This window comes from Streptomyces collinus Tu 365, assembly GCF_000444875.1.
Lineage (GTDB): Bacteria > Actinomycetota > Actinomycetes > Streptomycetales > Streptomycetaceae > Streptomyces > Streptomyces collinus_A.
Genome location: NC_021985.1, coordinates 2,600,470 through 2,625,059, shown reverse-complemented (window position 1 = coordinate 2,625,059; position 24,590 = coordinate 2,600,470). Strand labels below are relative to the sequence as shown.

The window sequence follows — 24,590 nt, the reverse complement described above, 5'->3', positions numbered from 1 at the left end:
TTTCTACTTTTCGTCTAACTGACGCTATCTATCATATCCCCTTCACGTCACTTTGACGACGGCGATAGCGTCCATGTGACGTGAATCCCGCCCGCGGTCGCCGGGTCGCCCCATGAGCCGCTGTCCGCCGCATCGGGCATGTGCGAGCATGAAGAGAGAAGTGAAAAGGCGACCACCCGAGCGCCCGGCCCGGAATGAATCCGCGGAAACGCCGGTTGCACTCGTCGGCAAGCAGTCTCCGTACAACCCGGGAGAGATGTAGATGTCCGTATCGGACGAGACCACCACCGTCACCGACGGCATCGTCCTGACCGACGCCGCCGCGTCGAAGGTCAAGGCCCTGCTCGACCAGGAAGGCCGCGACGACCTCGCCCTGCGCGTCGCCGTCCAGCCCGGCGGCTGCTCCGGCCTGCGCTACCAGCTCTTCTTCGACGAGCGCTCGCTCGACGGCGACGTGGTGAAGGACTTCGGCGGGGTCAAGGTCGTCACCGACCGCATGAGCGCTCCGTACCTGGGCGGCGCCACCGTCGACTTCGTGGACACCATCGAGAAGCAGGGCTTCACGATCGACAACCCGAACGCGACCGGTTCCTGCGCCTGCGGCGACTCCTTCAGCTGAGCCGGCCACCCGCTGACACGCGAGGCGACGGCCCCCTCCGACGAGGGGACCGTCGCCTGCGTGCGTTCCGGGACCCGTTCAGGGACTTCGCGGACACGGCCTAACCGGCCTGCGGCCGCAGCGCGCCCGGCTTCGTCCTCGGGACCGGCGCACCGTCGGCGCCGGTCACCTCGCGGGCGCCGAGCGGCGCGTCCAGCCGCACGGTCCTGACGTACTGCCGGGCCATGGCGACGCACACCCGGCCGGGCCGGTCCCGCCCGGTCACGGACACCGTCACCCGGCCCGCGCTCTCCTTCGCCGAGGCCGAGTAGGCGGTGCACACCCCGCCCGAGAAGCTCACCGTCAGCTCACGGCCGTCGGCCGTGTAGCCGTCGGCCCGCACGTCGTGCCTGCGGGGAGCCGAGGACGGCCCGGTGGACGGCGCCGACGGCGCCGACGGCCGCGCGGACGACGGTGACTTCACGAAGGCGGGGTCCACCGCCGGGTACGTCACCGTGAAGGTGCCCCGTTCCGCCGGCCCCCGCACCTCGAACAGCCAGGACGGGACCAGCGCCTGCCGCCCGGCGACGGACTGCGCGGCCAGCCCGAAGACGGCCTTGCGCACGGGGAGCGCGTCGGACTTCCCCGCCGTCCCCGAGCCGGAGCCGGAGCCGGAGCCGGAGCCGGAGCCGGAGCACGGCTGCTCCAGCCGGTCCTTCAGCGGGACGGGGGTGGCGCAGCCGCCGATGCCCATCCGGTGGCCGCCGCCCGTGTGCGCCGCGTTCATCAGCGCCAGGGTCCGGCGCGCGTCCAGCACGGGGTACGTGTCGCCCTCGGCCGGTGTCGCCAGCATCCCGTGTCCGCCGACCAGCACGCCGTGCTCGTCGACGATCAGTCCCGTCGTCCAGCCGTACGTGGGCAGCCCGCCGACCACCGGATCGGCGTCGACCACCCGGCGGGCTCCCAGGACCCGGCCGGCGTCGATCTTCGCGTCGTCCTCGCCCAGCGCCTTCAGCACGGGTGCGGCCGTCCGCCGCGCCGCCGCCGCGCTCACCGGGTCGCCGGCCGGGTCCGCCGGGTCCTGCGCGCAGACGGTGACCTTCCGGCAGTTGTCGGTGCCGGGCGCCCAGCGGCTGTAGGTCCAGCTGCCCGCCGCGTCCCGGTTCACCCGGAGCGTCGGCCCGGAGCCGTCCGCGCCCCCGACCCGCCAGCCGCCGGCGTCGGCGACCGGCGTGCCGTCCATGCCGAGGGCCGCGGCCAGCCGGGCCACCCGGTCCTTGCCGACCCCGCCCCTGGGGACGTACACGGGTGCCGAGCCCGGGCCGTCGGGCAGCTTGCCGGCGGCCACGTAGGTCACGCCGTACGGGTCCGGCTCGCCCGGCGCGATCTCGCCGCCCGAGCCGCCGCCCGCCGAGCCGTCCAGGACCAGCGGCGGGGGAGTGGCACCGGCGCCCGCCCGGCCGTCCGCGGCATGCCCCGTGGCGAGGTAGGCCCCCCCGCCCCCGACCACCAGCACGGCAGCGGCCACGGAGAGAACGACGGCGCGCGACCGCCGCCGCGACGACGCCCCACGCCCCGCACCACCGTCCCCGGCACCCTCCGGCACCGGGCGGACCGCGGTGACGTCCGGTGCGTCAGCGACTCCGGGAGCCGCCGCACCGACCTCGGGTGTCCCGGAGGCCGCTGAAGTCCTTGCAGTCTCGACCGGCCCGGCGGCCTCGGACGTCTCCGCAGCCTCGGACGTCTTCGCAGCCTCAGTGGCCCGGCCGGCCGCACCGGGCTCAGGCGTCTCGGGGGAGGTTCCCTCGGGAGCCCCGGTGGACGTCACCGGGGGTTCGGGGGCGTCGGAGGCCCCGGAAACCTCGTCGTTCTCAGGAATCTCGGGTCGCTCGCTGCTCACCGCATCGCTCCTCGCCGGCTCGTGTCCCATGTCCCCGCCCGGGGGACGGCGATGGGACGCGTGCGAGGAGCGCGCGGTTCCCTGCTCGGAGGTTCCTGCTCAGTCCCCGTAGTCCGACATGGCGTCCAGCAGCCGCGCCGACCGCGCCGGTACGTCCACCCCGTGGATCAGCGACGGCGGCACCGGACGGGAGACGCCGTGCACGGGGGCCGCCCAGTGCGGGGCCATCCGGGCGCAGTCGCCGCGCAGCGTGGCGAGGCCGCCCTCGAGATCGGCCGGGGCGGTCGAGTTGACCTTGAGGTTCGTCATGCCGGAACCGTAGGCACGCGAGGCGTCGCGAAGAAAGGGCTACTATCGGGTAGTTTTGTCAGCTTCAGCGGCCCGCCCGAGCGGGGTAGCGTGAACTGTCAATCCAGCCTCCCGCAGGAGAATGCCCGTCGTGCGCATCGCAGTCACCGGCTCCATCGCCACCGACCACCTCATGACCTTCCCCGGCCGATTCGCCGACCAGTTCGTCGCGGACCAGCTGCACACGGTCTCGCTCTCCTTCCTGGTCGACAACCTGGACGTGCGCCGGGGCGGCGTCGGCGCGAACATCGCCTTCGGCATGGGCCAGCTGGGCACCGCGCCGATCCTGGTCGGGGCCGCGGGCTTCGACTTCGACCAGTACCGGGCCTGGCTCGACCGCCACGGCGTGGACACCGACTCGGTGCGCATCTCCGAGACCCTGCACACGGCCCGCTTCGTGTGCACCACCGACGCCGACCACAACCAGATCGGCTCGTTCTACACCGGCGCCATGAGCGAGGCCCGCCTCATCGAGCTGAAGACGGTCGCCGACCGCGTCGGCGGCCTCGACCTGGTCCTGATCGGCGCCGACGACCCCGAGGCGATGCTCCGCCACACGGAGGAGTGCCGCTCGCGCGAGATCCCCTTCGCCGCCGACTTCTCCCAGCAGATCGCCCGCATGGAGGGCGAGGAGATCCGGATACTGCTGGACGGGGCGACCTACCTCTTCTCCAACGCGTACGAGAAGGGGCTCATCGAGTCCAAGACCGGCTGGAGCGACGCCGAGATCCTCTCCCGGGTCGGCCACCGCGTCACCACGCTCGGCTCGCGCGGCGTGCGGATCGAGCGGGTCGGCGAGGACCCGATCGAGGTCGGCTGCCCGGAGGAGGACCGCAAGGCCGACCCCACCGGCGTCGGCGACGCCTTCCGCGCCGGCTTCCTCTCCGGCCTGGCCTGGGGCGTGTCCCTGGAGCGCGCAGCGCAGGTCGGCTGCATGCTGGCGACGCTCGTCATCGAGACGGTCGGCACCCAGGAGTACCAGCTGCGCCGCGGCCACTTCATGGAGCGCTTCACCAAGGCGTACGGCGAAGAGGCCGCCGAAGAGGTCCGCGGTCACCTGGTCTGAGCCGTCCGGGTGCGGCGGCACGGGGGCCGGTTCCGTCCGGTTCCCACGCCGCACCCCCGGGCGCGTCAGCCGATCCGGCGGACGACGTAGGCCGTCCCCCGCTCCGCGGGCTCCTCACCCACGTACTCCTGGCCCCGCATCTCGCACCAGGCCGGGATGTCCAGCCGGGCGGCCTCGTCGTCCGACAGCACCCGGACCGTGCCGCCCACCGGGACGTCGCCGAACACCCTGGCCAGTTCGATGACCGGGATCGGGCACCGCTTGCCGAGGGAGTCGACGACCAGCTCCTCCGCCTCCGCGGCCGGCGCGGCGGCCGGCGCCGCGGCCGGCGCGCCCAGCTTCTCCCGTACGCCCGCCACCACCCCGGGCAGCACCTCCAGGAACCGCTCGACGTCCTGAGCGGCCGTCCCGGGCGGCAGCGACACCCGCACGTTCCCCTCGCTCAGCACTCCCATCGCCCGCAGCACATGGCTGGGCGTCAGGGTGCTGCTCGTGCAGGACGACCCGGACGAGACGGAGAAGCCCTCCCGGTCCAGCTCGTGCAGCAGGGCCTCCCCGTCGACGTAGAGACAGGAGAAGGTGACGATCCCCGGCAGCCGCCGCCGCGGGTCCCCGGCCACCTCCACGTCCGCCACCAGCTCCGGCACCCGCGCCCGGATCCGCTCCGTCAGCTCCCGCAGCCGCAGTGCCTCCTGCGCGGCCTCGGCCCGTACCGCCCGCAGCGAGGCCGCGGCCGCGACGATCGCCGGCAGGTTCTCGAACCCGGGCGCCCGCCCCGACTCCCGCTCGTCCACGGGCCCTTGCGCGGCGAACCGCACGCCCTTGCGCACCACGAGCAGCCCCACCCCCGAGGGGCCGCCCCACTTGTGCGCGCTCGCGGCCAGCAGCGACCAGTCGCCCTCCACCGGACCCCAGCCCAGCGACTGCGCGGCGTCCACCAGCAACGGCACCCCGGCGGCCCGGCACACCCCGGCCACCTCGGCGACCGGTTGCACGGTCCCCACCTCGTGGTTGGCCGACTGCAGACAGGCCAGCGCGGTGTCCTGCCGCAAGGCGTCCGTGAAGGCCGACGGGTCCACCGCCCCGGCCCGGTCGACGGCCACGGTGGTCACCGAGCCGCCGCCGGCCTCGAACGACTCAGCCGAATGGAGTACCGAGGAATGTTCGACGGCTGACACGATCAGGTGGCGCCCCGTCCGCCGTCGCCCGGTCAGCGCCCCGGCGATCCCGGTGTGCACGGCCCGGGTGCCCGAGGAGGTGAACACCACCTCGTCGGCCCGGCAGCCCACCGCCTCGGCCACCGTCTCCCGGGAGGCGTCCAGCAGCATCCGGGCCCTGCGGCCCTCCCGGTAGAGCCGCGCGGGGTCCGCCCACCCCTCGTCCAGGGCGGCCAACAGCGCCTGACGGGCCACGGGGTGGAGGGGGGCGGCGGATGCGGCGTCGAAGTAGGGCACAGAGCAACGTTAAGACTTCGGCGGGGCCGGTCCACCGGAGGGCGCGAGGAACGGTGCGACCAGCGACGACGTCTCCCGCGGCCGCTCGTCAAACCGCGACAACACGAGCTATTAGGCGCTCAATCCCACCCTTAAGGAGGGACCGGCGGCGCGTATGGCACCCTCCCCGCGAACCCTCGAAGAGCGTCGGCTAGGGTTTGGTCCGCATAAACATCCAAACCCCTGCCCGACGCAGGGCGGCGACCGACCAGCGAGAAGGCCGCAGCCGACCGCGCGGGCGAGACTCTCGGGAAGGCGCTACGTGAGTCCCAACGGCTCCGACCGCTCGCCGCGGCGCCCGATGCGGCGGAAGCTGCTGCAGGCAATGACCGCGGGCCTGGTCTTGGCGACAGCCACCGGTTGCTCGTACAACTGGGAAGACTTCCCCCGCCTTGGTATGCCCACCCCGACCACGGAAGAGGCTCCGCGGATCCTCTCCCTGTGGCAGGGTTCCTGGGCGGCTGCGCTCGCCGTCGGCGTGCTGGTGTGGGGCCTGATCCTGTGGAGTGCTTTCTTCCACCGGCGCAGCCGCACCAAGGTCGAGGTACCTCCGCAGACCCGGTACAACATGCCGATCGAGGCCCTGTACACGGTGGTCCCGATCATCATCATCTCGGTGCTCTTCTACTTCACCGCCCGGGACGAGTCGAAGCTCCTGGACCTCTCCAAGAAGCCGGACGTCACGGTCAACGTGGTCGGCTTCCAGTGGAGCTGGGGCTTCAACTACGTCGCGGACGTCCCCGGTTCCACGGGCAACGCCAAGACCGACAAGAACCTGGCCGCGATTCCGGACCGGTTCAAGAAGGACTTCCCGGCCAACGCCGGCGGCGTCTACGACGTCGGTACGCCCGGCACCCGGAACCCGCAGACCGGCAACCCCGGTCCGACGCTCTGGCTCCCCGAGGGCAAGACCGTCCGCTTCGTCCTGACCTCGCGTGACGTCATCCACTCCTTCTGGGTGGTTCCCTTCCTGATGAAGCAGGACGTCATCCCGGGCCACACCAACGCCTTCCAGGTGACCCCGAACCACCAGGGCACCTTCCTCGGCAAGTGTGCGGAGCTCTGCGGTGTCGACCACTCCCGGATGCTGTTCAACGTGAAGGTCGTCTCCCCCGACCGTTACGAGCAGCACCTCAAGGACCTCGCCAAGAAGGGGCAGACCGGTTACATTCCCGCCGGCATCGAGCAGACGCCGCACGAGAAGAACCGGGAGACGAACAACCTGTGAGCATCCTCAACGAACCCCAGGGTGCCGCGGCAGCTGAAGACTCGTACGAGAACGAGCTGCCGGTCAGGCGCAAGCAGCCCGGCAACGTCGTGGTGAAGTGGCTGACGACCACCGACCACAAGACGATCGGAACGCTGTACCTCGTCACGTCGTTCGCGTTCTTCCTGATCGGCGGCGTGATGGCGCTGCTGATGCGTGCCGAGCTGGCCCGTCCGGGCCTGCAGATCATGTCGAACGAGCAGTTCAACCAGGCGTTCACGATGCACGGCACGATCATGCTGCTGATGTTCGCGACGCCGCTGTTCGCCGGTTTCACGAACTGGATCATGCCGCTGCAGATCGGCGCGCCCGACGTGGCGTTCCCGCGGCTGAACATGTTCGCCTACTGGCTGTACCTGTTCGGCTCGACCATCGCGGTGGGCGGCTTCCTCACCCCGCAGGGCGCGGCCGACTTCGGCTGGTTCGCCTACTCGCCGCTCTCGGACGCGGTCCGCTCGCCGGGCATCGGCTCGGACATGTGGATCATGGGTCTGGCCTTCTCCGGCTTCGGCACCATCCTCGGCGCGGTCAACTTCATCACCACGATCATCTGCATGCGCGCACCGGGCATGACGATGTTCCGCATGCCGATCTTCGTGTGGAACGTGCTGCTGACCGCGGTCCTGGTCCTGCTGGCCTTCCCGGTCCTGGCCGCCGCACTGTTCGCCCTGGAGGCGGACCGTAAATTCGGTGCCCATGTGTTCGACGCGGCCAACGGCGGCGCCCTGCTGTGGCAACACCTCTTCTGGTTCTTCGGCCATCCAGAGGTGTACATCATCGCCCTGCCGTTCTTCGGCATCATCAGCGAGGTCATCCCGGTCTTCTCCCGCAAGCCGATGTTCGGCTACATGGGCCTGATCGCGGCGACCATCTCCATCGCCGGCCTGTCCGTGACCGTGTGGGCCCACCACATGTACGTCACCGGCGGTGTGCTGCTGCCGTTCTTCTCCTTCATGACGTTCCTGATCGCCGTACCCACCGGCGTGAAGTTCTTCAACTGGATCGGCACCATGTGGAAGGGCTCCCTGTCCTTCGAGACACCGATGCTCTGGGCGGTCGGCTTCCTGATCACCTTCACCTTCGGTGGCCTGACCGGTGTCATCCTGGCCTCGCCGCCGATGGACTTCCACGTCTCCGACTCGTACTTCGTGGTGGCGCACTTCCACTACGTGGTCTTCGGCACGGTCGTGTTCGCGATGTTCTCCGGCTTCCACTTCTGGTGGCCGAAGATGACCGGCAAGATGCTGGACGAGCGCCTCGGCAAGATCACCTTCTGGACGCTGTTCGTCGGCTTCCACGGCACCTTCCTGGTCCAGCACTGGCTGGGTGTGGAGGGCATGCCGCGCCGTTACGCCGACTACCTGGCGGCCGACGGCTTCACCGCCCTGAACACGGTCTCGACGATCAGCTCGTTCCTGCTCGGCCTGTCGATCCTGCCGTTCCTCTACAACGTGTGGAAGACGGCGAAGTACGGCAAGCCCGTCGGCGTGGACGACCCGTGGGGCTACGGCCGTTCGCTGGAGTGGGCGACCTCCTGCCCGCCGCCGCGGCACAACTTCCTCACCCTGCCGCGGATCCGCAGCGAATCCCCGGCGTTCGACCTGCACCACCCTGAGATCGCCGCCCTGGAGCAGCTGGAGCACGCCGGTCACGGCAGCGCCATCTCGGGCAGCAAGGAGGCCGACAAGTGAAGATCCAGGGCCGGATGTTCATCTGGCTGAGCTTCTTCCTCCTGGTCATGGCCGTCGTGTACGGCGTGTGGTCGAAGGAGCCGGCCGGTACCACGGCGCTCTTCCTGGCCTTCGGCCTGAGCATCATGGTCGGCTTCTACCTGGGCTTCACCGCCCGTCGGGTCGACGCCGGTGCCCAGGACGACAAGGAGGCCGACGTCGCGGACGACGCGGGCGAGCTGGGCTTCTTCAGCCCGCACAGCTGGCAGCCGCTCGCCCTCGGTGTCGGCGGTGCGATCGCCTTCCTCGGTGTCGCGGTCGGCTGGTGGCTGATCTACTTCGCCGCCCCGATCATCATGGTCGGCCTGTTCGGCTGGGTGTTCGAGTACTACCACGGTGAGAACCGCACCCAGTAGCAGCGCAGCGAACGAAGCGGGAGCCCGGACCCTCCGTCAGGAGAGTCCGGGCTCCCGCCTTTGCCGCAGTGTCCGTCCCCCGAAGGGATTACGTACCGCGCCAGTAAGCTCTCCGTCTCATAACGTGATCGTATGAATCACTCTCCGCGGACCCGTTCCGTCGTCGGCTGCGCCTTGCTGGTGACCGTCCTCGGCGTGGGCGTCACCGCCTGCGGTTCGGACGGCAACCCCCTGTCGGCCAAGCCGTACGACGCAGCGGACCAGATCTCCTTCAACGGCCCCACCGAAGCGGGGAAGCGGGTCGACCCCGACAAGCCCCTGGAGATCACCGCCAACGGCGACGACGGCCGCATCACCGATGTCACCGCCCAGGACTCCACAGGGCGCTTCGTGGCAGGCGAACTGGCCGCCGACGGCAGCCGCTGGCACAGCACCTCCCCGTTGGCCGCCAACGCCCATTACACGGTCGCGGTGAGCACGGAGGACGACGACGGCGCCCCCGGCCGCAAGGTCCTCAGCTTCGACACCAGCCGGCCGACCAGCAAGAAGCGGCTCACCGTCACCTTCGGCCAGAAGCCGGGCCAGTACGGCGTCGGACAGCCCATCACCGCCCAGCTCGACCAGGCCATCAAGGACAAGGGCCAGCGGGCCGTGGTGGAGCGCGCCCTCCGGGTGGACTCCGTGCCGGCCGTGCCGGGCTCCTGGTACTGGGTGAGCGACAAGGAACTCCACTACCGCCCCAAGGACTACTGGCCCGCGCACGCCACGATCCAGGTGCACAGCAACCTGGACGGGGTGCGCGTCGGCGACCGGCTGTGGGGCGGCAAGGCCAAGTCCGTGAAGATCACCACAGGGGACCGGATCGAGGCCGTCACGGACGCCTCGGCGCACCAGCTCACGTTCTACGAGAACGGCAAGGCGGTCGAACAGGTCCCCGTCACCACCGGCAAGCCCGGCTTCGAGACCCGCAACGGGGTCAAGGTGGTCCTGGAGAAGCAGTACTTCGTACGGATGCGCGGTACCACCGTCGGCATCGCCGAGGGCAGCTCCGACTCCTACGACCTCCCCGTGTACTACGCCACCCGGGTCACCTGGTCCGGCGAGTACGTGCACGCCGCCCCCTGGTCCGTCGGCTCCCAGGGCTACGCCAACGTCAGCCACGGCTGCACCGGCATGAGCACGTCCAACGCCGAGTGGTTCTTCGACCACATCCACGAGGGCGACATCGTCAAGGTCGTCAACTCCGAGGGCGACCCGATGGAGCCCTTCGGCAACGGCTTCGGCGACTGGAACCTCGACTGGAACAAGTGGCGCGCCGGCAGCGCGCTCGGCAACGGCGCCCAGGACGGCCCGGCACCCCAGGACGCCCTCCGCCTGCAGCCCGCGGCGGTGTGAACGCCGCACGACGCGCGAGGACGCGCGGCGGGGCCCTGCCGGGCCTCCGCCGCGCGTCCTCGCGCGTCACAGCCTCGGCTAGGCGCTCAGCAGCCTCTTGCGGCGCAGCTGGGCGGCCAGCGCGGAGGCGAACTCCACCGGGTCCACCGGCAGGGTCACCGCGGCGTCGGCACGGCTCCAGGTGGCCAGCCACGCGTCCTGGGGGCGGCCCATGAGCAGCAGCACCGGCGGGCAGTTGAACACCTCGTCCTTGATCTGCCGGCACACCCCCATGCCCCCCATCGGCACGGCCTCGCCGTCGAGCACGCAGACGTCGATGCCGCCCTTGGCGAGCTCGCGCAGCACCGCCTCGGGCGTCGCGCACTCGAGGAACTCGACCTGGGGGACATCCGGGGCTGGCCGGCGGCCGGCGGCCAGCCGCACCTGCTCCCGGGTGTTGGAGTCGTCGCTGTACACCAGCACCGTGGCAGTCGGCTGCATGCTTCCTCCGAGACGTCGGCGTCGTACGGGCAGGGCCGTTCGGGCCGGATGTTACTCCCCTGAACACCACGTCAACACCGGTTCGGCGGGCAGCAACACTCCGAACGGCACCCCCCGGAGTGAGGGCGGGATAAGCGACCGACATAATGTCGGTCGTGGCGACAGCAACGACAGTAGAAACCGGGCACGCGCACCCGTCGGTCAACCGGCCGAACCTCACCAGCGTCGGAACCATCATCTGGCTGAGTTCCGAGCTGATGTTCTTCGCGGCCCTCTTCGCGATGTACTTCACCCTCCGGTCGGTGACCGGACCGGCGTACTGGGCGGAGCAGGCGCACGCGCTCAACGTGCCCTTCTCCGCGACCAACACCACGATCCTGGTGCTCTCCTCGCTCACCTGTCAGCTCGGCGTGTTCGCCGCCGAGCGCGGGGACGTGAAGAAGCTCCGTGGCTGGTTCATCCTCACCTTCATCATGGGTGCCATCTTCATCGGCGGTCAGATCTACGAGTACACGGAGCTGGTGAAGAAGGACGGGATCTCCCTGTCCTCCGGCCCGTACGGCTCGGTGTTCTACCTGACCACCGGTTTCCACGGCCTGCACGTGACGGGCGGTCTCATCGCCTTCCTGCTGGTCCTCGGCCGCACGTACGCGGCGAAGAGGTTCACCCACGAGCAGGCGACGGCGGCCATCGTCGTGTCCTACTACTGGCACTTCGTCGATGTGGTCTGGATCGGCCTTTTCGCCACGATCTACCTGATCAAGTAGCCGGGACCGCTCCCGCACATCCAGAAGCATCGACGCAGAAGATCCTGACACCGGGGTAATCCGTGAAAAAGCTCTCCGCACGACGACGCCATCCGCTGGCGGCGGTCGTCGTCCTACTCCTCGCGCTGGCGGCCACGGGGGGGCTGTACGCCGCGTTCGCGCCCGCGAGCAAGGCACAGGCCGATGAATCCTCCCAGTCCCTGACGATCAAGGAGGGCAAGAAGCTCTACGAGGTCGGTTGCGCCAGCTGCCACGGCACCGGTGGCCAGGGCTCGTCCGACGGCCCCAGCCTGGTCGGCGTGGGCGCCGCGGCGGTCGACTTCCAGGTCGGCACGGGCCGCATGCCCGCCGCCACCTCGCAGGGCCCGCAGGTCGTAAAGAAGAAGAACATCTACACCCAGGCCGAGATCGACCAGCTCGCGGCGTACATCGCCTCGCTGGGTGCCGGCCCCGCGGTGCCGACGAAGGAGCAGTACGGCCCGGACGGCGCGGACATCGCCAAGGGTGGCGAGCTGTTCCGCACCAACTGCGCGCAGTGCCACAACTTCACCGGCAAGGGTGGTGCTCTCACCAAGGGCAAGTTCGCGCCGACGCTGGAAGGCGTCGACCCGAAGCACATCTACGAGGCCATGCAGACGGGCCCGCAGAACATGCCGTCCTTCCCCGACACCACGCTGACGGAGAAGAACAAGAAGGACATCATCGCGTACCTGCACGCGGTGGACAGCGACCAGACGACCAACCCCGGCGGTATGGAGCTGGGTGGCATCGGGCCGGTCAGTGAAGGTCTGTTCGCCTGGATCTTCGGTCTCGGCGCGCTGATCGTGGTCGCCGTCTGGGTCGCCGCTCGGACCGCAAAGGCCAAGAAGTCATGAGTAGCCAAGACATTCCAGAAGAGAACCTGCCCGCTGAGCAGGGCCACGCGCACGGCGCCGTGAGCGTCGCGGACGAGGAGAACCCGTTCGCGGACCCGGGGCTGCCGCCCCACGAGCACCGGATCCAGGACATCGACGAGCGTGCCGCCAAGCGGTCCGAGCGCGTCGTCGCCCTGCTGTTCACGGTGTCGATGCTGGCCACGGTCGGCTTCATCGTCTCGTACGTGTCCATCCCGCACGACAAGTCGATCTTCGTCTTCCCGATCGGGCACGTCAGCGCGCTGAACTTCGCGCTCGGCCTGACCCTCGGTGTGGCGCTGTTCTGCATCGGCGCGGGCGCGGTCCACTGGGCCCGCACCCTGATGTCCGACGTGGAGGTCGCCGCCGAGCGTCACCCGATCGAGGCCCCGCCCGAGGTCCGCGCGCAGGTGCACGCCGACTTCCGCGAGGGCGCGAAGGAGTCGGCCCTCGGCCGCCGCAAGCTGATCCGCAACACGATGCTCGGCGCGCTCACCCTGGTGCCGCTCTCCGGCGTCATGCTGCTGCGCGACCTCGGCCCGCTGCCCGGGACCTCCCTGCGCCACACCCTGTGGGCCAAGGGCAAGCTGCTGGTCAACATGAACACGAACCAGCCGCTGCGTCCCGAGGACGTCGCCGTCGGTTCGCTGACCTTCGCCAAGCCCGAGGGACTGGAAGAGACCCAGGAGGACTTCCAGAACGAGATCGCCAAGGCCGCCCTGATGATCATCCGGATCCAGCCGGACAACATCAAGGACAAGCGCGAGCTGGCATGGTCGCACGAGGGCATCGTCGCCTTCTCGAAGATCTGCACCCACGTCGGCTGCCCGATCTCCCTGTACGAGCAGCAGACGCACCACGTGCTGTGCCCGTGCCACCAGTCCACCTTCGACCTCTCCGACGGTGCCCGAGTGATCTTCGGCCCCGCCGGTCACGCCCTGCCGCAGCTCCGCATCGGCGTGAACGACGAGGGTTACCTCCAGGCGCTCGGCGACTTCGAGGAGCCCGTCGGTCCTGCATTCTGGGAGCGCGGATGAGCACCAACGAGAACAACGAGCGACGCGGCAAGGCGCCGGCCGGCGAGCGGGTCGCCGACTGGGCCGACGGCCGGCTGGGGATCTACTCCCTGGCGAAGTCGAACATGCGGAAGATCTTCCCCGACCACTGGTCGTTCATGCTGGGCGAAGTCTGCATGTACAGCTTCCTCATCATCATCCTGACCGGTGTCTATCTGACGCTGTTCTTCCACCCGTCGATGAACGAGGTGGAGTACCACGGCAGCTACGTCCCGCTCCAGGGACAGCTGATGTCCGAGGCGTTCAACTCGACCCTGCACATCTCCTTCGACGTGCGCGGTGGTCTGCTCATCCGGCAGATCCACCACTGGGCCGCGCTGATCTTCCTCGCCGGCATGTTCGTGCACATGATGCGCGTGTTCTTCACCGGCGCGTTCCGCAAGCCGCGTGAGATCAACTGGCTGTTCGGCTTCCTGCTGTTCGTCCTGGGCATGTTCACCGGCTTCACCGGTTACTCGCTCCCGGACGACCTGCTCTCCGGCACCGGTGTCCGTTTCACCGAGGGCGCCATCCTGTCGATGCCGATCGTCGGCACGTACATCTCGTTCTTCCTCTTCGGCGGTCAGTTCCCCGGTCACGACTTCGTCGCCCGGTTCTACTCGATCCACATCCTGCTGCTGCCGGGCATCATGCTCGGCCTGATGGTGGGCCACCTGATCCTGGTCTTCTACCACAAGCACACGCAGTTCGCGGGTCCCGGAAAGACCGAGAAGAACGTCGTCGGCATGCCGCTGCTGCCGGTGTACATGGCCAAGGCGGGCGGCTTCTTCTTCCTGGTCTTCGGTGTGATCGCGGCGATCGCCGCGGTGACCCAGATCAACCCGATCTGGGCCATGGGCCCGTACCGGCCCGACCAGGTTTCCACCGGCGCCCAGCCCGACTGGTACATGGGCTTCGCCGAGGGTCTGGTCCGCTACATGCCGGGCTGGGAGATCAACTTCTGGGGTCACACGCTCGTCCTGGGCGTGTTCATCCCGCTGGTGCTCTTCGGCCTCGTCCTGGCGGTCATCGCGCTGTACCCGTTCCTGGAGTCCTGGGTCACCGGCGACAAGCGCGAGCACCACATCCTGGACCGCCCGCGCAACGCCCCGACGCGTACCGCGTTCGGTGCCGCCTGGGTGACCGTGTACATGATCGGCCTGGTCGGTGGTGGCAACGACCTGTTCGCCACCCACTTCCACCTGTCGATCAACGATGTGACCTGGTTCGTCCGGATCTCCTTCTTCGCCGGACCGGTCATCGCGTTCATCGTCACCAAGCGGATCTGCCTGGGCCTGCAGCGCCGCGACCGCGACAAGGTGCTGCACGGTCGCGAGACCGGCATCATCAAGCGCCTGCCGCACGGTGAGTTCATCGAGGTGCACGAGTCGCTCAGCCAGGAGCAGCTGCACACCCTCACGGCTCACCACCAGTACGAGCCGGCCCAGATCGGCGAGACGGTCGACGAGAACGGTGTCGAGCGCAAGGTGACGTCCGCCGAGAAGCTGCGCGCCAAGCTCAGCCACTCCTTCTACGGAGGGGACAACCAGATCCCGAAGCCCACCGTCGAGGAGTACAAGGAGATCACGAGCGGCCACGGCCACCACTGATCCCGAAGTCGCCACGCCACGCCGAAGGGCCCCGTCCGGGTTACGGACGGGGCCCTTCGCCCTGCCGGGGGCTGGATAGGGTGGCACCACACTCTTCTTTCACGACACCAGGAGCGGCATATGAGCGCTGTGACCCCCGCTGGAGGCGACACCGCGGCGGGCCGCTCCTGGCCCGTCCTGCTGAACGGCCTGCTGGACGGCCACGACCTCTCCGCCGACGACACCGCCTGGGCCATGGACCTCATCATGCGCGGCGAGGCGACGGACGCCCAGATCGCCGGGTTCATGGTGGCCCTGCGGGCCAAGGGCGAGACCGTGCAGGAGATCACCGGCCTCGTGCGGACCATGTACGAGCACGCCAACGTCATCGAGGTGCCGGGCCCCGCCGTCGACATCGTCGGGACCGGCGGCGACGGCGCCAAGACGGTGAACATCTCCACGATGTCGTCCATCGTCGTCGCCGGCACCGGCGCCCGGGTGGTCAAGCACGGCAACCGCGCCGCGTCCTCCGCCTCCGGCTCCTCCGACGTGCTGGAGAAGCTCGGGATCAATCTGAACCTCACCCCGAAGCGGGTCGCCGAGGTCGCCGACGAGGCCGGCATCACCATCTGCTTCGCGGTGAGGTTCCACCCGTCGCTGCGTCATGTCGCGGCGGCACGTGGCCAGTTGGGCATCCGGACCACGTTCAACGTGCTCGGCCCGTTGACCAACCCGGCCAAGGTGCGCGCCCAGGCGGTCGGGGTCGCCGACCCGCGCATGGCGCCGATCGTGGCCGGGGTGCTCGCCGAGCGCGGCAACTCCTCGCTGGTGTTCCGGGGCGACGACGGCCTGGACGAGCTGACCACCACGTCCACCTCCCGGGTGTGGGTGGTCCGCGACGGCAAGGTCGCCGAGGAGCGCTTCGACCCCCGGGACGTCGGCATCGACCTCGTCCCCGTGGAGGCGCTGCGCGGTGCCGACGCGGCCTACAACGCGCAGGTCGCCCGGCGGCTGCTGGACGGCGAGCGCGGCCCGGTCCGGGACGCCGTCCTGCTCAACTCGGCGGCCGCGCTGGTCGCCCTGGAGGCGTCGGACGCGCCGCTCGCCGAGCGGCTGCGCGCCGGAATGGTCCGGGCCGAGGAGTCGATCGACTCGGGTGCGGCCGCGCGGGTACTGGAGCGCTGGGTGGCCGCCAGCAACGCGTAGTGGTGTCCGGTCGGCGTCCCGCGATCCGGACTCGGGTTGCGGGGCGCCGATCACGTCGCGTACGTTTCCGTACCAGGTCATGAGTGACAGTCATGAGGCCCCGGCCGACTGTCCGGCAACCCTCCGTCCGTGGCGGGGTGCCCCGGGTGAGGACCAGGTCGTGGGCAGCGAGGTCCACGACAAGCGCGGACCCCTCGTACACCAGGGGTCCTGGTCGTCGAGGGAGCCTTCTGTGAGCAAGCGAATGCGCTAGGGCGTCGAGCCCCGCCTCCGCGTCCCCCTTTTCCCGCCGTGATCGCCGTTCAGGCCATTCCGGCGACCCCCTTTGTGCCGTCCCCGTGCTCGAGCCCGTCGGCTCGCACGGCGACCGCGCCTGCTCACACAGGAGTCCGTCATGTCCGTGACCGCCACCACCGCCGCCGCCACCCCCACCGCCGACCGCGCCGTGTGTGCTCCGCTGCCCGTGCTGGGCCGGGACGTCACCGTCCCGCTCGTGACGGGCGGCGACGTCACCTACGCGGCACTCGACTACGCCGCCAGCGCCCCCGCACTCCAGCGCGTCTGGGACGACGTGGCCGCCTACGCGCCGTACTACGGCAGCGTCCACCGCGGGGCCGGCTACCTCTCGCAGCTCTCCACCGACCTGTTCGAGAACGCCCGCCGCACGGTCGCCGAGTTCCTCGACTGCCGGCCGGCCGACCAGGTGGTCTTCACCCGCTCGACCACGGACTCCCTGAACCTGCTCGCCCGCGCCCTCCCGGCCGGCTGCCAGGTCTTCGTCTTCGAGACCGAGCACCACGCCTCCCTGCTGCCCTGGCGCGACGCCCGGGTCACCTTCCTCGACGCACCGCGCACCCCGCGCCAGGCCGTCGAGACCCTGGAGCGGGCCCTGGCCGACCGCGACCCGCACGGCCCGGCCCTGGTCTGCGTCACCGGCGCCTCCAACGTGACCGGCGAGCTGTGGCCGGTGCGCGAGCTGGCCGCCGCGGCCCACGCGCACGGCGCCCGGATCGTGCTCGACGCCGCCCAGCTCGCGCCGCACCACCCGGTGTCCGTGCGGGAGCTGGACGTGGACTGGGTCGCCTTCTCCGGCCACAAGCTCTACGCCCCCTTCGGCTCGGGCGTGCTGGCCGGCCGCGCCGACTGGCTGACCGCGGCCGACCCCTACCTCGCGGGCGGCGGCGCCAGCCGCAAGGTCACCCGCCGCGAGGACGGGGGAGTGGCCGTGGAGTGGCACGAGAGCGCCGCACGGCACGAGGCCGGCTCGCCGAACGTCATCGGCGCCTACTCCATCGCCTCCGCCTGCAAGGCGCTCACCGAGGCCGGCTTCGAGACCCTGGTCGCCCGTGAGCGGCGGCTGATCGACACGGTCCGCGCGGGCCTGGCCGAGGTGCCGGAGGTCAGGATCCTGTCCCTCTTCGGCGACGACGCCCCGCGCGTCGGCGTGATCTCCTTCGTCGTCGAGGGCTGGAACAGCTCCCACTTCGCCGCCGCGCTCTCCGCCGAGTACGGCATCGGCGTCCGCGACGGCCTGTTCTGCGCGCACCCGCTGGTGCGCACCCTGCTGGGCGCCGACCCGGGGACCCAGGGCGAGTGCGGCGCCCCCGAGGCCGCGCCGGGCGAGAAGTCCCTGAACGCCATCCGGGTCAGCTTCGGCGCGGGCACCCCCGACGAGCACGTCGAGCGTTTCGTGCGCGCGGTCCGTGAACTGGTCAGGGACGGCGCCAAGTGGCGGTACCGCACCGAGGACGGCCGCTGCGTCCCGGCCGTCTGACGGGTCGGACACGACGAGCAGGGGGCAGGGGCGGCCGCGGCCGCCCCTGCCCCCTGTCGTGGCCGTGCGGGGCTAGTTGTCCAGCCCGATCGCGAACGCGGCCTCCAGGTCGTGCTGGGAGTAGGTGCGGAACGCGACGTGCGTGTCGGTGCCCTCGACGCCCGGGATCCTGCTGATCCGGCCGGGGATGACCTCGGCGAGGTCCTCGTGCTGCCGTACCCGGACCATGGCGATCAGGTCGTAGGTGCCGGTGACGGAGAAGACCTCGCTGACGCTCTCCAGCGCGGCGATCTGCTCCGCGATCTCGGGGATCCGGTCCACGCTGGTCTTGATCAGGACGATCGCGGTGATCACGACTGGTTCTCTCCCTCAGGTGCCGGAGCCGCTGCGGACTTCACTCTAGTCGCCCCCGCGTCCGCCACCACCGCCGCTCCGGGGCCCCGGCCCCGAGCCCGCTCCCGTCCGTAGCGCAGCCACGCGTAGCCGAAGCCGAGGCCGAAGCCGACCAGGTGGGCGAGGTAGGCCACCCCGGGCCCCGAGCCGGAGCTGCCCGCCGCGAGCCACTGCAGCGCCGCCCAGAACGGCAGCACCACCCAGGCGGGGAAGCGCATCGGCAGGAAGAACAGGAAGGGGAGGAGACTGGTCACACGGGCGCGGGGGAACAGGTAGAGGAACGCCCCGAGGACCGCCGAGATCGCCCCGGAGGCGCCCACCAGCGACTGCTCGGAGGCGGCGTTGGCGGCCGCGTAGCCCAGCAGGGCGAGGTAGCCGCAGCCGACGTAGAAGAGGGAGAACTCGACCCGGCCCATCCGTTCCTCGGTCATGACGCCGAAGACGAAGAGGAAGAGCATGTTGCCGAGCAGATGCACCCAGCTGCCGTGCACGAACAGCGCGGTGGCCGGGGTGAGCGCCTCCCGGACCGGGCGGTGGAACAGGTCGGCCGGCACCACACCCCAGTGCCGGAAGTACGCCCGCTGCGCGGCGAGCAGGGCGTCCCCGGCGCCGTAGGCCACCGTCAGCCCCGAGGCCGGTCCGAGGACGAAGAGCAGGGAACACAGGACGATGAGGGTGTACGTGGTGGGTGCGGAGGCGCCCCGGACCGCCCTGAGTGTCCTGCCGGCCGCCGTGCCCCACGTGCTGATCATGACTACAGAGCATGACGTAACGGGACGCAGCCTGACAGACCGCCTCGCCGCCGTGGACGGACGGGCGGCGAGGACCCGGCAGGCCGTAGGGTACGAGCCACACGCGTCGAGGAGCGGCGCGGACCGACCCGAGAAGGAAGCGAACAGGCACGATGACGGTTCCCCTGCCGACCGCCACGACGCGATGGCGCTGCACCCTCTGCGGCAATCTGACCCGCTTCGACGTCACCCGCTCGTCGAAGGTCGTCGAGTACGTCCACCTCGACCTCGCGGGCGAGCCGAACGTGGAGGAGCGCGAGGTGGTCAGTGAGACCATCGAGTCGGTCCGCTGCCGCTGGTGCAACGCGGTGGACCAGGTGGAACTCGTGGACAGGCCGGGCGCCGGCTCCTGAGCGGAGCGGGCCCCGTACAGGTATTGGGGTGTGACGGATGGTGGAGACCGCAGGCGGGGGGCCGGGCGACGGCACCGCTGAGGTGCTTGACCGTCCGCTGCCCGACGGCGTGCGCCGGCGGGTCGTGCAGATCGTCTCGGACGGCTTCGGCGGTCTGACCATGACGGAACTGCCGGCCCAGCTCAGACAGTACGCCCGCTTCACCCCGACCCGGCGGGCGAAGTTCGCCGGGAACGCGATGGCGGCGGCGCTGGAGACCGAGCCGCTGTTCCGGCAGCGGATCGGGGAGAAGTTCAGAGAGGCGCAGCCGGAGCTCTCCGGCGCCCTCGACTCCGGCTCGCCGCCCCCGGCCGCGGACCCGCTCGACGTGGCGGCCGCGGCCTACGTACTGCGCCCCGCGGGCTGGGTGAAGCTGGTCACCGCGGCCGGCGAGGAGGCGCAGCGCGCGGACGCCGAGCGGGCCGACGAGGAGAGCCGGGCCGAACTGGAGCGGCTGCGCGCGGAGCTGGACCGCTCCCGGGAGCAGACCCGGGCCGAGACCGAACGGCTGCGCGCCGAACTGGAGTCGGCCAAGCGGGAGGCGGAGGCGCTGCACCGCAAGCTCAGGGCGGCCCTCAGCGACGTCAAGCGGGGCGAGGCGGCCCTGCGCCGGGTCCACGGCGAGATCGAGGCCGTGCGGGCCGAGGGGGCCGCGCAGGTGTCGGCCGCGGAGAGCGAGAGCCGGCGGCTCAAGGCACGCCTCGGCGAGTCCGAGGCGGCCCTGGAGGCCACCCGCCGGGCGGTCCGCGAGGGCCGCAGCGTCGAGGACATGCGGGTGCGGCTGCTGCTGGACACGCTCCTGGACGCCGCGCAGGGCCTCAGACGTGAACTCGCCCTGCCGCCGGTGTCGGTGCGCCCGGCGGAGACCGTGGACGCGGTCGAGCCGGGGCGGATGACCCCGAAGGACATCGCGGCCCGGGCGCTCTCCGAGAACGATCCGGCCATCCTCGACCAGTTGCTCGCGCTGCCGCAGGCGCACCTGGTGGTCGACGGCTACAACGTCACCAAGACCGGCTATCCGCAGATGCCGCTGGAGAAGCAGCGGCTGCGCCTGCTCGGGCAGCTCTCCGCGCTCGCGGCGCAGACCGGGGCGGAGGTGACGTGCGTCTTCGACGGCGCCGAGCTGGCCGCGCCGGTGCTGCTCGCGCCGCCGCGCGGGGTGCGGGTGCTGTTCTCCAAGCCGGGCGTCACGGCCGACGAGCTGATCCGTCAGCTCGTGCGCGCGGAGCCGCCGGGCCGTCCGGTCATCGTCGCGTCGACCGACCGGGAGGTGGCCGACGGGGTCGCCAGGGCGGGTGCCCGTCCCGTGGCCTCTGCGGTACTTCTGAAGCGACTGTCCTGAACGTGCAACGCGCATATGCAATGCCCGAATTGACCGAACCGTCACGCAACGTAGTGTCAATCGCACATCACCGCACGTGAGTTAAGTGCAAAGAATGCATTGCGTGACGTGTTTTTTTGCCGTGAGGATTTGAACTGATCACAGCGAGGTCACTAGGGTCTGGCCTCGAACCTCCGAACGGGTGATCACTCACAAGAAGGAGTTCGTCCTCCGTGGCGTCCCACCGTCGACCCAAGCAGCCGAGCCGCACGCGTGTCACCGTGCTGACCACCGCAGCCGCCGCTGCCGTCGTGCTGAGCGCGAACGCCGCCAACGCCGCCCCGAGCGAGAAGCTCGGCAAGGACGAGGTGAAGGCGAAGGTCGACAAGCTCTACCAGCAGGCCGAGCAGGCCACCGAGAAGTACAACGGGGCCAAGGAGAAGCAGCAGAAGCTGCAGAAGGAAATCTCCACGATCCAGGACAACGTGGCCCGCGGCCAGGAGGAGCTGAACAAGCTCCGCGACGGCCTGGGTTCGATGGCCACCGCCCAGTACCGCTCGGGCGGCATCGACCCCTCGGTGCAGCTGTTCCTGTCCTCCAACCCGGACGACTACCTCGACAAGGCCTCCACGCTCGACCAGTTGAGCAGCCAGCAGGTCGAGGCGCTGAAAAAGATCCAGGACAAGCAGCGCGAACTCGCCCAGGAGCGCGCCGAGGCCACCGAGAAGCTCAAGGACCTGGCCTCCACCCGTACCGAGCTGGGCAACAAGAAGAAGGAAGTCCAGGGCAAGCTCGCCGAGGCGCAGAAGCTCCTGAACACCCTGACCGCCAAGGAGAAGGCGGCCCTCGACGCCGAGCAGGCCCGCGCCAACCGCTCCTCCACCGAGCGCGTGGACCTCAAGAACGCCCCGCCCGCCTCCGGGCGCGCCTCGGCCGCGTTCTCGGCCGCCCAGAGCCAGATCGGCAAGCCGTACGTCTACGGCGCCACCGGCCCCTCCTCGTTCGACTGCTCGGGCCTGACCTCCTGGGCCTACGCCCAGGCCGGCGTCTCCATACCGCGCACCTCCGAGGCGCAGGCCAACGCCGGCACCCGGATCTACAACCAGTCCGACCTCAAGGTCGGTGACCTGGTCATCTTCTACGGCGACATGCACCACGTCGGCCTGTACGCGGGCAACGGCCAGGTGCTGCACGCGCCGCACACCGGCGCCGTCGTCCGCTACGAGGCGATGGGCAACATGCCCTTCCAGTTCGGCGTCCGCATCTGACCCCGTGGCACCGGCCCGGAAGCGCCCGAACGGGCGAATCCCGTGAACCGGAACTGACTCCACGCCCCGCCGTTGACCTGCGTCACCGGCGGGGCGTCAGTCTGTGTTGACGCCACGGTCTTTGGCCGGGGCCCGCCCGCACGGCTACTGTCTGGCGCGTTTCCCCGGCGCTGGGGCCTCCCCGTCCCCGGCGCCGGGGTAACGGTCTCCGTCCGCCAGCAGAAGGACTGCCGTGGGGTCCCATCGCCGTCTTCCACCGTCCGGGTTCAACCGCGGCGCCGGTGCCGCCCTGTGCGCGCTGTCGGCCGCGGCCGCCGCACTGGGCGCCGTACCGGCCGACGCAGCGCCGCACGGCGGCACCCGTGCCGAGGTGGACCGCCTCTACGAGGAGGCCGAGCGGGCCACCCAGGCCTACGACAAGGCGGACGAACGGGCCGGCACCCTGCGCCGCGAGGTCGGCTACGCCCAGGATCACATCGCCCGGCAGCAGCAGCGGGTCAACACCCTGCGCGAACGGCTCGGTTCGCTGGCCGGCGCGCAGTACCGCTCGGGCGGCATCGACCCGACGGTCGCCCTGCTCTTCTCCGACGACCCCGGCGACTACCTCGACAAGGCGGCCACCCTCGACCGCATCGGCGCCCAGCAGGCGGGCCAGCTGCGCGCGTTGCGGTCCGCGCTGCGCGAACTGGCCCAGGAGCGGGCCGAGGCCGAGGACAAGCTGGCCGCCCTGGAGCAGAGCCGCAAGGCGGTCGCCACGCACAAGCGGACCGTGGAGCGCAAACTCGCCCGGGCCCGCAGGCTGCTCGCATCCCTGCCCGCCGCCGAACGCGCCGCCTACGGCCGGGCCTCCCGCGCCGGCCGCGGCGACCTGCCGGGCCTGGACGGCCTGACCGGCTCCGCCGCGCCCGACGCCCGCGCGGCGGCCGCCCTGGCCGCGGCCCGCTCCGCCCTCGGCCGCCCCTACGTGTGGGGCGCGACCGGCCCCTCCGGCTTCGACTGCTCGGGCCTGATGCAGTGGTCGTACGCGCACGCCGGCATCCATCTGCCGCGCACCTCGCAGGAGCAGCGGCTCGCCGGCCGGCGGGTCCCACTGTCCCAGGCGCGCCCCGGCGACCTGGTCGTCTACCGCTCCGACGCCAGCCACGTGGCGATGTACGTCGGCAACGGGCAGGTGATCCACGCGCCCTACCCCGGCGCGCCGGTGCGCTACGACCCGGTCGGGATGATGCCGGTCTCCTCCGTGACCCGCCCCTGACGTCCGGCCCCGCGCCGTACGATCGAGAAATGGCTGACGGCGGACGGGCGGGGCGCGCGCCGCGCGTGTGGCGCGCCGCGGCGGCGGGGCTCTGCCTGCTGCTCGTACCGCCCCTGTCCGGATGCGGCGGGCGGACGGCGGCGGACTCGGCGCGCGCCGAGGTGCAGCGGGTGCTCGACCGGCGGTCGGCGGCCCTGCTCGGACACGACGAGCGGGCGTACGGCACCACGGGCACCCGGACCGGTTACGTCCGGCTGCGCGCGCTGCCGCTGGCCTCCTGGAGCTACCGGGTGACCGCCGTGCACCGCGAGGGAGCGGGCTCCACCGCCGACGCCGAGCTGCGCTACCGGATCGCCGGCTACGACCAGGCCCCGGTCAGCGTCCCCCGCACCCTCGCGCTGAGCCGCACCGCCGACGGCCGCTGGTACGTCACCGCCGACAAGCCGGCGGGCGGCGCCGGGCAGCAGCTGTGGGACCAGGGCACGGTGACCGCCGTGCAGGGCGCCCACAGCCTGGTCCTGGGGACCGGCCGGAGCGCACGCGGCCTGCGGGAGTACGCCCGGCTCGCGGACCACGCCGTGCCGGCCGTCTCCCAGGAGTGGGGCACCCGCTGGGCGCGCCGGGTCGTCGTCCTCGTCCCGGGCTCGCTGCCGGGCATGGCGGCCCTGCTGGGCTCGCCCGCCTCCAGCTACCGGGGCATCGCCGCCGTCACCACCGGCGAGGCGGGCGGCTCGGGCAAGGCGCCCGCCGACCGGGTGGTGGTCAACCCGGAGGCGTACGCCATGCTCGGCAGCGTCGGCAAGCAGGTCGTGCTCACCCACGAGACGACCCACGTGGCCACCCGCGCGGACACCGGCGCCGCCACCCCGCTGTGGCTCTCCGAGGGCTACGCCGACTGGATCGGCTACCTGGGCACCGGCCGCACGCCCGCCGAAGCCGCACCGGAACTCGCCCGGGCGGTCCAGGACGGGCACGTGCCCACGGCCCTCCCGGCCGACAAGGACTTCGGCTTCAGCGGCGAGCCCACCCACCTCGCCCAGGCCTACGAGGGCGGCTGGCTGGCCTGCCGGATGATCGCCGACGACTGGGGCCAGGCGAAGCTCGGCGCCTTCTACCGGGCCGTCGGCGCCCACCCGCGGCGGGCGGGCGCGGTCGAGGAGGCGCTGCGCAAGGTGCTCGGCACCACGCCCGCGGCGTTCACCGCCGAGTGGCGCGCCTACGTGCGCGGCCAGCTCTCCTGACCGGCCGCCCGC

General features: G+C 71.0%; 23 protein-coding genes and 1 riboswitch. Of the genes, 17 read left to right on the top strand and 6 right to left on the bottom strand.

Annotated features, from left to right (window positions below):
* The first annotated feature begins 262 nt into the window (after window positions 1–262).
* Entirely contained in the window at window positions 263–619 is a 357-nt protein-coding gene (gene erpA, locus B446_RS11260) for an iron-sulfur cluster insertion protein ErpA (protein ID WP_020939558.1), read from the top strand.
* A gap of 100 nt (window positions 620–719) precedes the next feature.
* Here erpA and B446_RS11255 read toward each other — a convergent pair whose 3' ends face one another.
* Window positions 720–2,126, bottom strand: coding sequence for a hypothetical protein (locus B446_RS11255; protein ID WP_043475336.1), 1,407 nt, complete (start codon window positions 2,124–2,126; stop codon window positions 720–722).
* A 471-nt stretch (window positions 2,127–2,597) separates the two neighbouring features.
* Window positions 2,598–2,807 carry a hypothetical protein gene (locus B446_RS11250; protein ID WP_020939556.1) on the bottom strand — a complete coding sequence of 70 codons (210 nt, stop codon included), beginning with the start codon at window positions 2,805–2,807 and terminating at the stop codon, window positions 2,598–2,600.
* Window positions 2,808–2,937: 130 nt separating this feature from the next.
* Here B446_RS11250 and B446_RS11245 point away from each other — a divergent pair, with 130 nt between their 5' ends.
* Entirely contained in the window at window positions 2,938–3,912 is a 975-nt protein-coding gene (locus B446_RS11245; RefSeq protein ID WP_020939555.1) for a carbohydrate kinase family protein, read from the top strand.
* A gap of 65 nt (window positions 3,913–3,977) precedes the next feature.
* On the opposite strand, the gene B446_RS11240 is transcribed toward B446_RS11245, so the two are convergent.
* A complete protein-coding gene (locus B446_RS11240; RefSeq protein ID WP_020939554.1) occupies window positions 3,978–5,366 on the bottom strand; it encodes a cysteine desulfurase/sulfurtransferase TusA family protein in 1,389 nt (462 codons plus the stop codon).
* 301 nt (window positions 5,367–5,667) lie between these two features.
* Between B446_RS11240 and coxB the strand changes: the two genes are divergently transcribed.
* From coxB to B446_RS11220, 4 genes are all read left to right on the top strand, one after another.
* The gene (gene coxB, locus B446_RS11235; RefSeq protein WP_043475334.1) at window positions 5,668–6,633 is read left to right on the top strand and encodes a cytochrome c oxidase subunit II; all 966 of its coding nucleotides are present in this window, start codon (window positions 5,668–5,670) and stop codon (window positions 6,631–6,633) included.
* Window positions 6,630–8,363, top strand: coding sequence for a cytochrome c oxidase subunit I (gene ctaD, locus B446_RS11230; RefSeq protein WP_020939552.1), 1,734 nt, complete (start codon window positions 6,630–6,632; stop codon window positions 8,361–8,363). Before coxB ends, ctaD begins: the two co-directional genes overlap by 4 nt.
* Window positions 8,360–8,758, top strand: coding sequence for a cytochrome c oxidase subunit 4 (locus B446_RS11225; protein WP_020939551.1), 399 nt, complete (start codon window positions 8,360–8,362; stop codon window positions 8,756–8,758). Before ctaD ends, B446_RS11225 begins: the two co-directional genes overlap by 4 nt.
* 132 nt (window positions 8,759–8,890) lie before the next feature.
* On the top strand, window positions 8,891–10,153 hold the full coding sequence (locus B446_RS11220) for a L,D-transpeptidase (protein ID WP_020939550.1): 1,263 nt from the start codon (window positions 8,891–8,893) through the stop codon (window positions 10,151–10,153).
* A gap of 78 nt (window positions 10,154–10,231) precedes the next feature.
* Here B446_RS11220 and B446_RS11215 read toward each other — a convergent pair whose 3' ends face one another.
* Window positions 10,232–10,633 carry a response regulator transcription factor gene (locus B446_RS11215; protein WP_020939549.1) on the bottom strand — a complete coding sequence of 134 codons (402 nt, stop codon included), beginning with the start codon at window positions 10,631–10,633 and terminating at the stop codon, window positions 10,232–10,234.
* A 146-nt stretch (window positions 10,634–10,779) separates the two neighbouring features.
* Between B446_RS11215 and B446_RS11210 the strand changes: the two genes are divergently transcribed.
* The 6 genes from B446_RS11210 to B446_RS11185 all read left to right on the top strand — a co-directional run bounded on the left by B446_RS11210 (window position 10,780) and on the right by B446_RS11185 (window position 17,917).
* The gene (locus tag B446_RS11210) at window positions 10,780–11,400 is read left to right on the top strand and encodes a cytochrome c oxidase subunit 3 (RefSeq protein ID WP_020939548.1); all 621 of its coding nucleotides are present in this window, start codon (window positions 10,780–10,782) and stop codon (window positions 11,398–11,400) included.
* 62 nt (window positions 11,401–11,462) lie between these two features.
* On the top strand, window positions 11,463–12,275 hold the full coding sequence (locus B446_RS11205; protein WP_020939547.1) for a c-type cytochrome: 813 nt from the start codon (window positions 11,463–11,465) through the stop codon (window positions 12,273–12,275).
* Window positions 12,272–13,330 carry a ubiquinol-cytochrome c reductase iron-sulfur subunit gene (locus tag B446_RS11200; RefSeq protein ID WP_043475330.1) on the top strand — a complete coding sequence of 353 codons (1,059 nt, stop codon included), beginning with the start codon at window positions 12,272–12,274 and terminating at the stop codon, window positions 13,328–13,330. The genes B446_RS11205 and B446_RS11200 overlap by 4 nt, the downstream gene beginning before the upstream one ends.
* Window positions 13,327–14,958, top strand: coding sequence for a cytochrome b (locus B446_RS11195; protein WP_020939545.1), 1,632 nt, complete (start codon window positions 13,327–13,329; stop codon window positions 14,956–14,958). The genes B446_RS11200 and B446_RS11195 overlap by 4 nt, the downstream gene beginning before the upstream one ends.
* A gap of 120 nt (window positions 14,959–15,078) precedes the next feature.
* Window positions 15,079–16,143 (top strand): anthranilate phosphoribosyltransferase, encoded by a 1,065-nt coding sequence (gene trpD / locus B446_RS11190; protein WP_020939544.1) that lies wholly within the window; start codon window positions 15,079–15,081, stop codon window positions 16,141–16,143.
* Window positions 16,144–16,218: 75 nt separating this feature from the next.
* Window positions 16,219–16,335: riboswitch (SAM riboswitch) on the top strand.
* A 202-nt stretch (window positions 16,336–16,537) separates the two neighbouring features.
* A complete protein-coding gene (locus B446_RS11185; RefSeq protein WP_020939543.1) occupies window positions 16,538–17,917 on the top strand; it encodes an aminotransferase class V-fold PLP-dependent enzyme in 1,380 nt (459 codons plus the stop codon).
* Between the two features lie 72 nt (window positions 17,918–17,989).
* On the opposite strand, the gene B446_RS11180 is transcribed toward B446_RS11185, so the two are convergent.
* Complete coding sequence (locus tag B446_RS11180) at window positions 17,990–18,271, bottom strand: Lrp/AsnC family transcriptional regulator (protein ID WP_020939542.1); 282 nt, start codon at window positions 18,269–18,271, stop codon at window positions 17,990–17,992.
* A complete protein-coding gene (locus B446_RS11175; RefSeq protein ID WP_020939541.1) occupies window positions 18,268–19,062 on the bottom strand; it encodes a rhomboid family intramembrane serine protease in 795 nt (264 codons plus the stop codon). The genes B446_RS11180 and B446_RS11175 overlap by 4 nt, the downstream gene beginning before the upstream one ends.
* Window positions 19,063–19,214: 152 nt before the next feature.
* On the opposite strand from B446_RS11175, the gene B446_RS11170 reads away from it, so the two are divergent.
* From B446_RS11170 to B446_RS11150, 5 genes are all read left to right on the top strand, one after another.
* The gene (locus B446_RS11170) at window positions 19,215–19,454 is read left to right on the top strand and encodes a hypothetical protein (RefSeq protein WP_020939540.1); all 240 of its coding nucleotides are present in this window, start codon (window positions 19,215–19,217) and stop codon (window positions 19,452–19,454) included.
* A gap of 37 nt (window positions 19,455–19,491) precedes the next feature.
* Window positions 19,492–20,835 (top strand): NYN domain-containing protein, encoded by a 1,344-nt coding sequence (locus B446_RS11165; RefSeq protein WP_020939539.1) that lies wholly within the window; start codon window positions 19,492–19,494, stop codon window positions 20,833–20,835.
* Window positions 20,836–21,047: 212 nt separating this feature from the next.
* Entirely contained in the window at window positions 21,048–22,082 is a 1,035-nt protein-coding gene (locus B446_RS11160) for an NlpC/P60 family protein (RefSeq protein ID WP_020939538.1), read from the top strand.
* A gap of 232 nt (window positions 22,083–22,314) precedes the next feature.
* Entirely contained in the window at window positions 22,315–23,337 is a 1,023-nt protein-coding gene (locus tag B446_RS11155; RefSeq protein WP_020939537.1) for an NlpC/P60 family protein, read from the top strand.
* Window positions 23,338–23,366: 29 nt separating this feature from the next.
* Window positions 23,367–24,578 (top strand): hypothetical protein, encoded by a 1,212-nt coding sequence (locus B446_RS11150; RefSeq protein ID WP_020939536.1) that lies wholly within the window; start codon window positions 23,367–23,369, stop codon window positions 24,576–24,578.
* The last annotated feature ends 12 nt before the right edge of the window (window positions 24,579–24,590 follow it).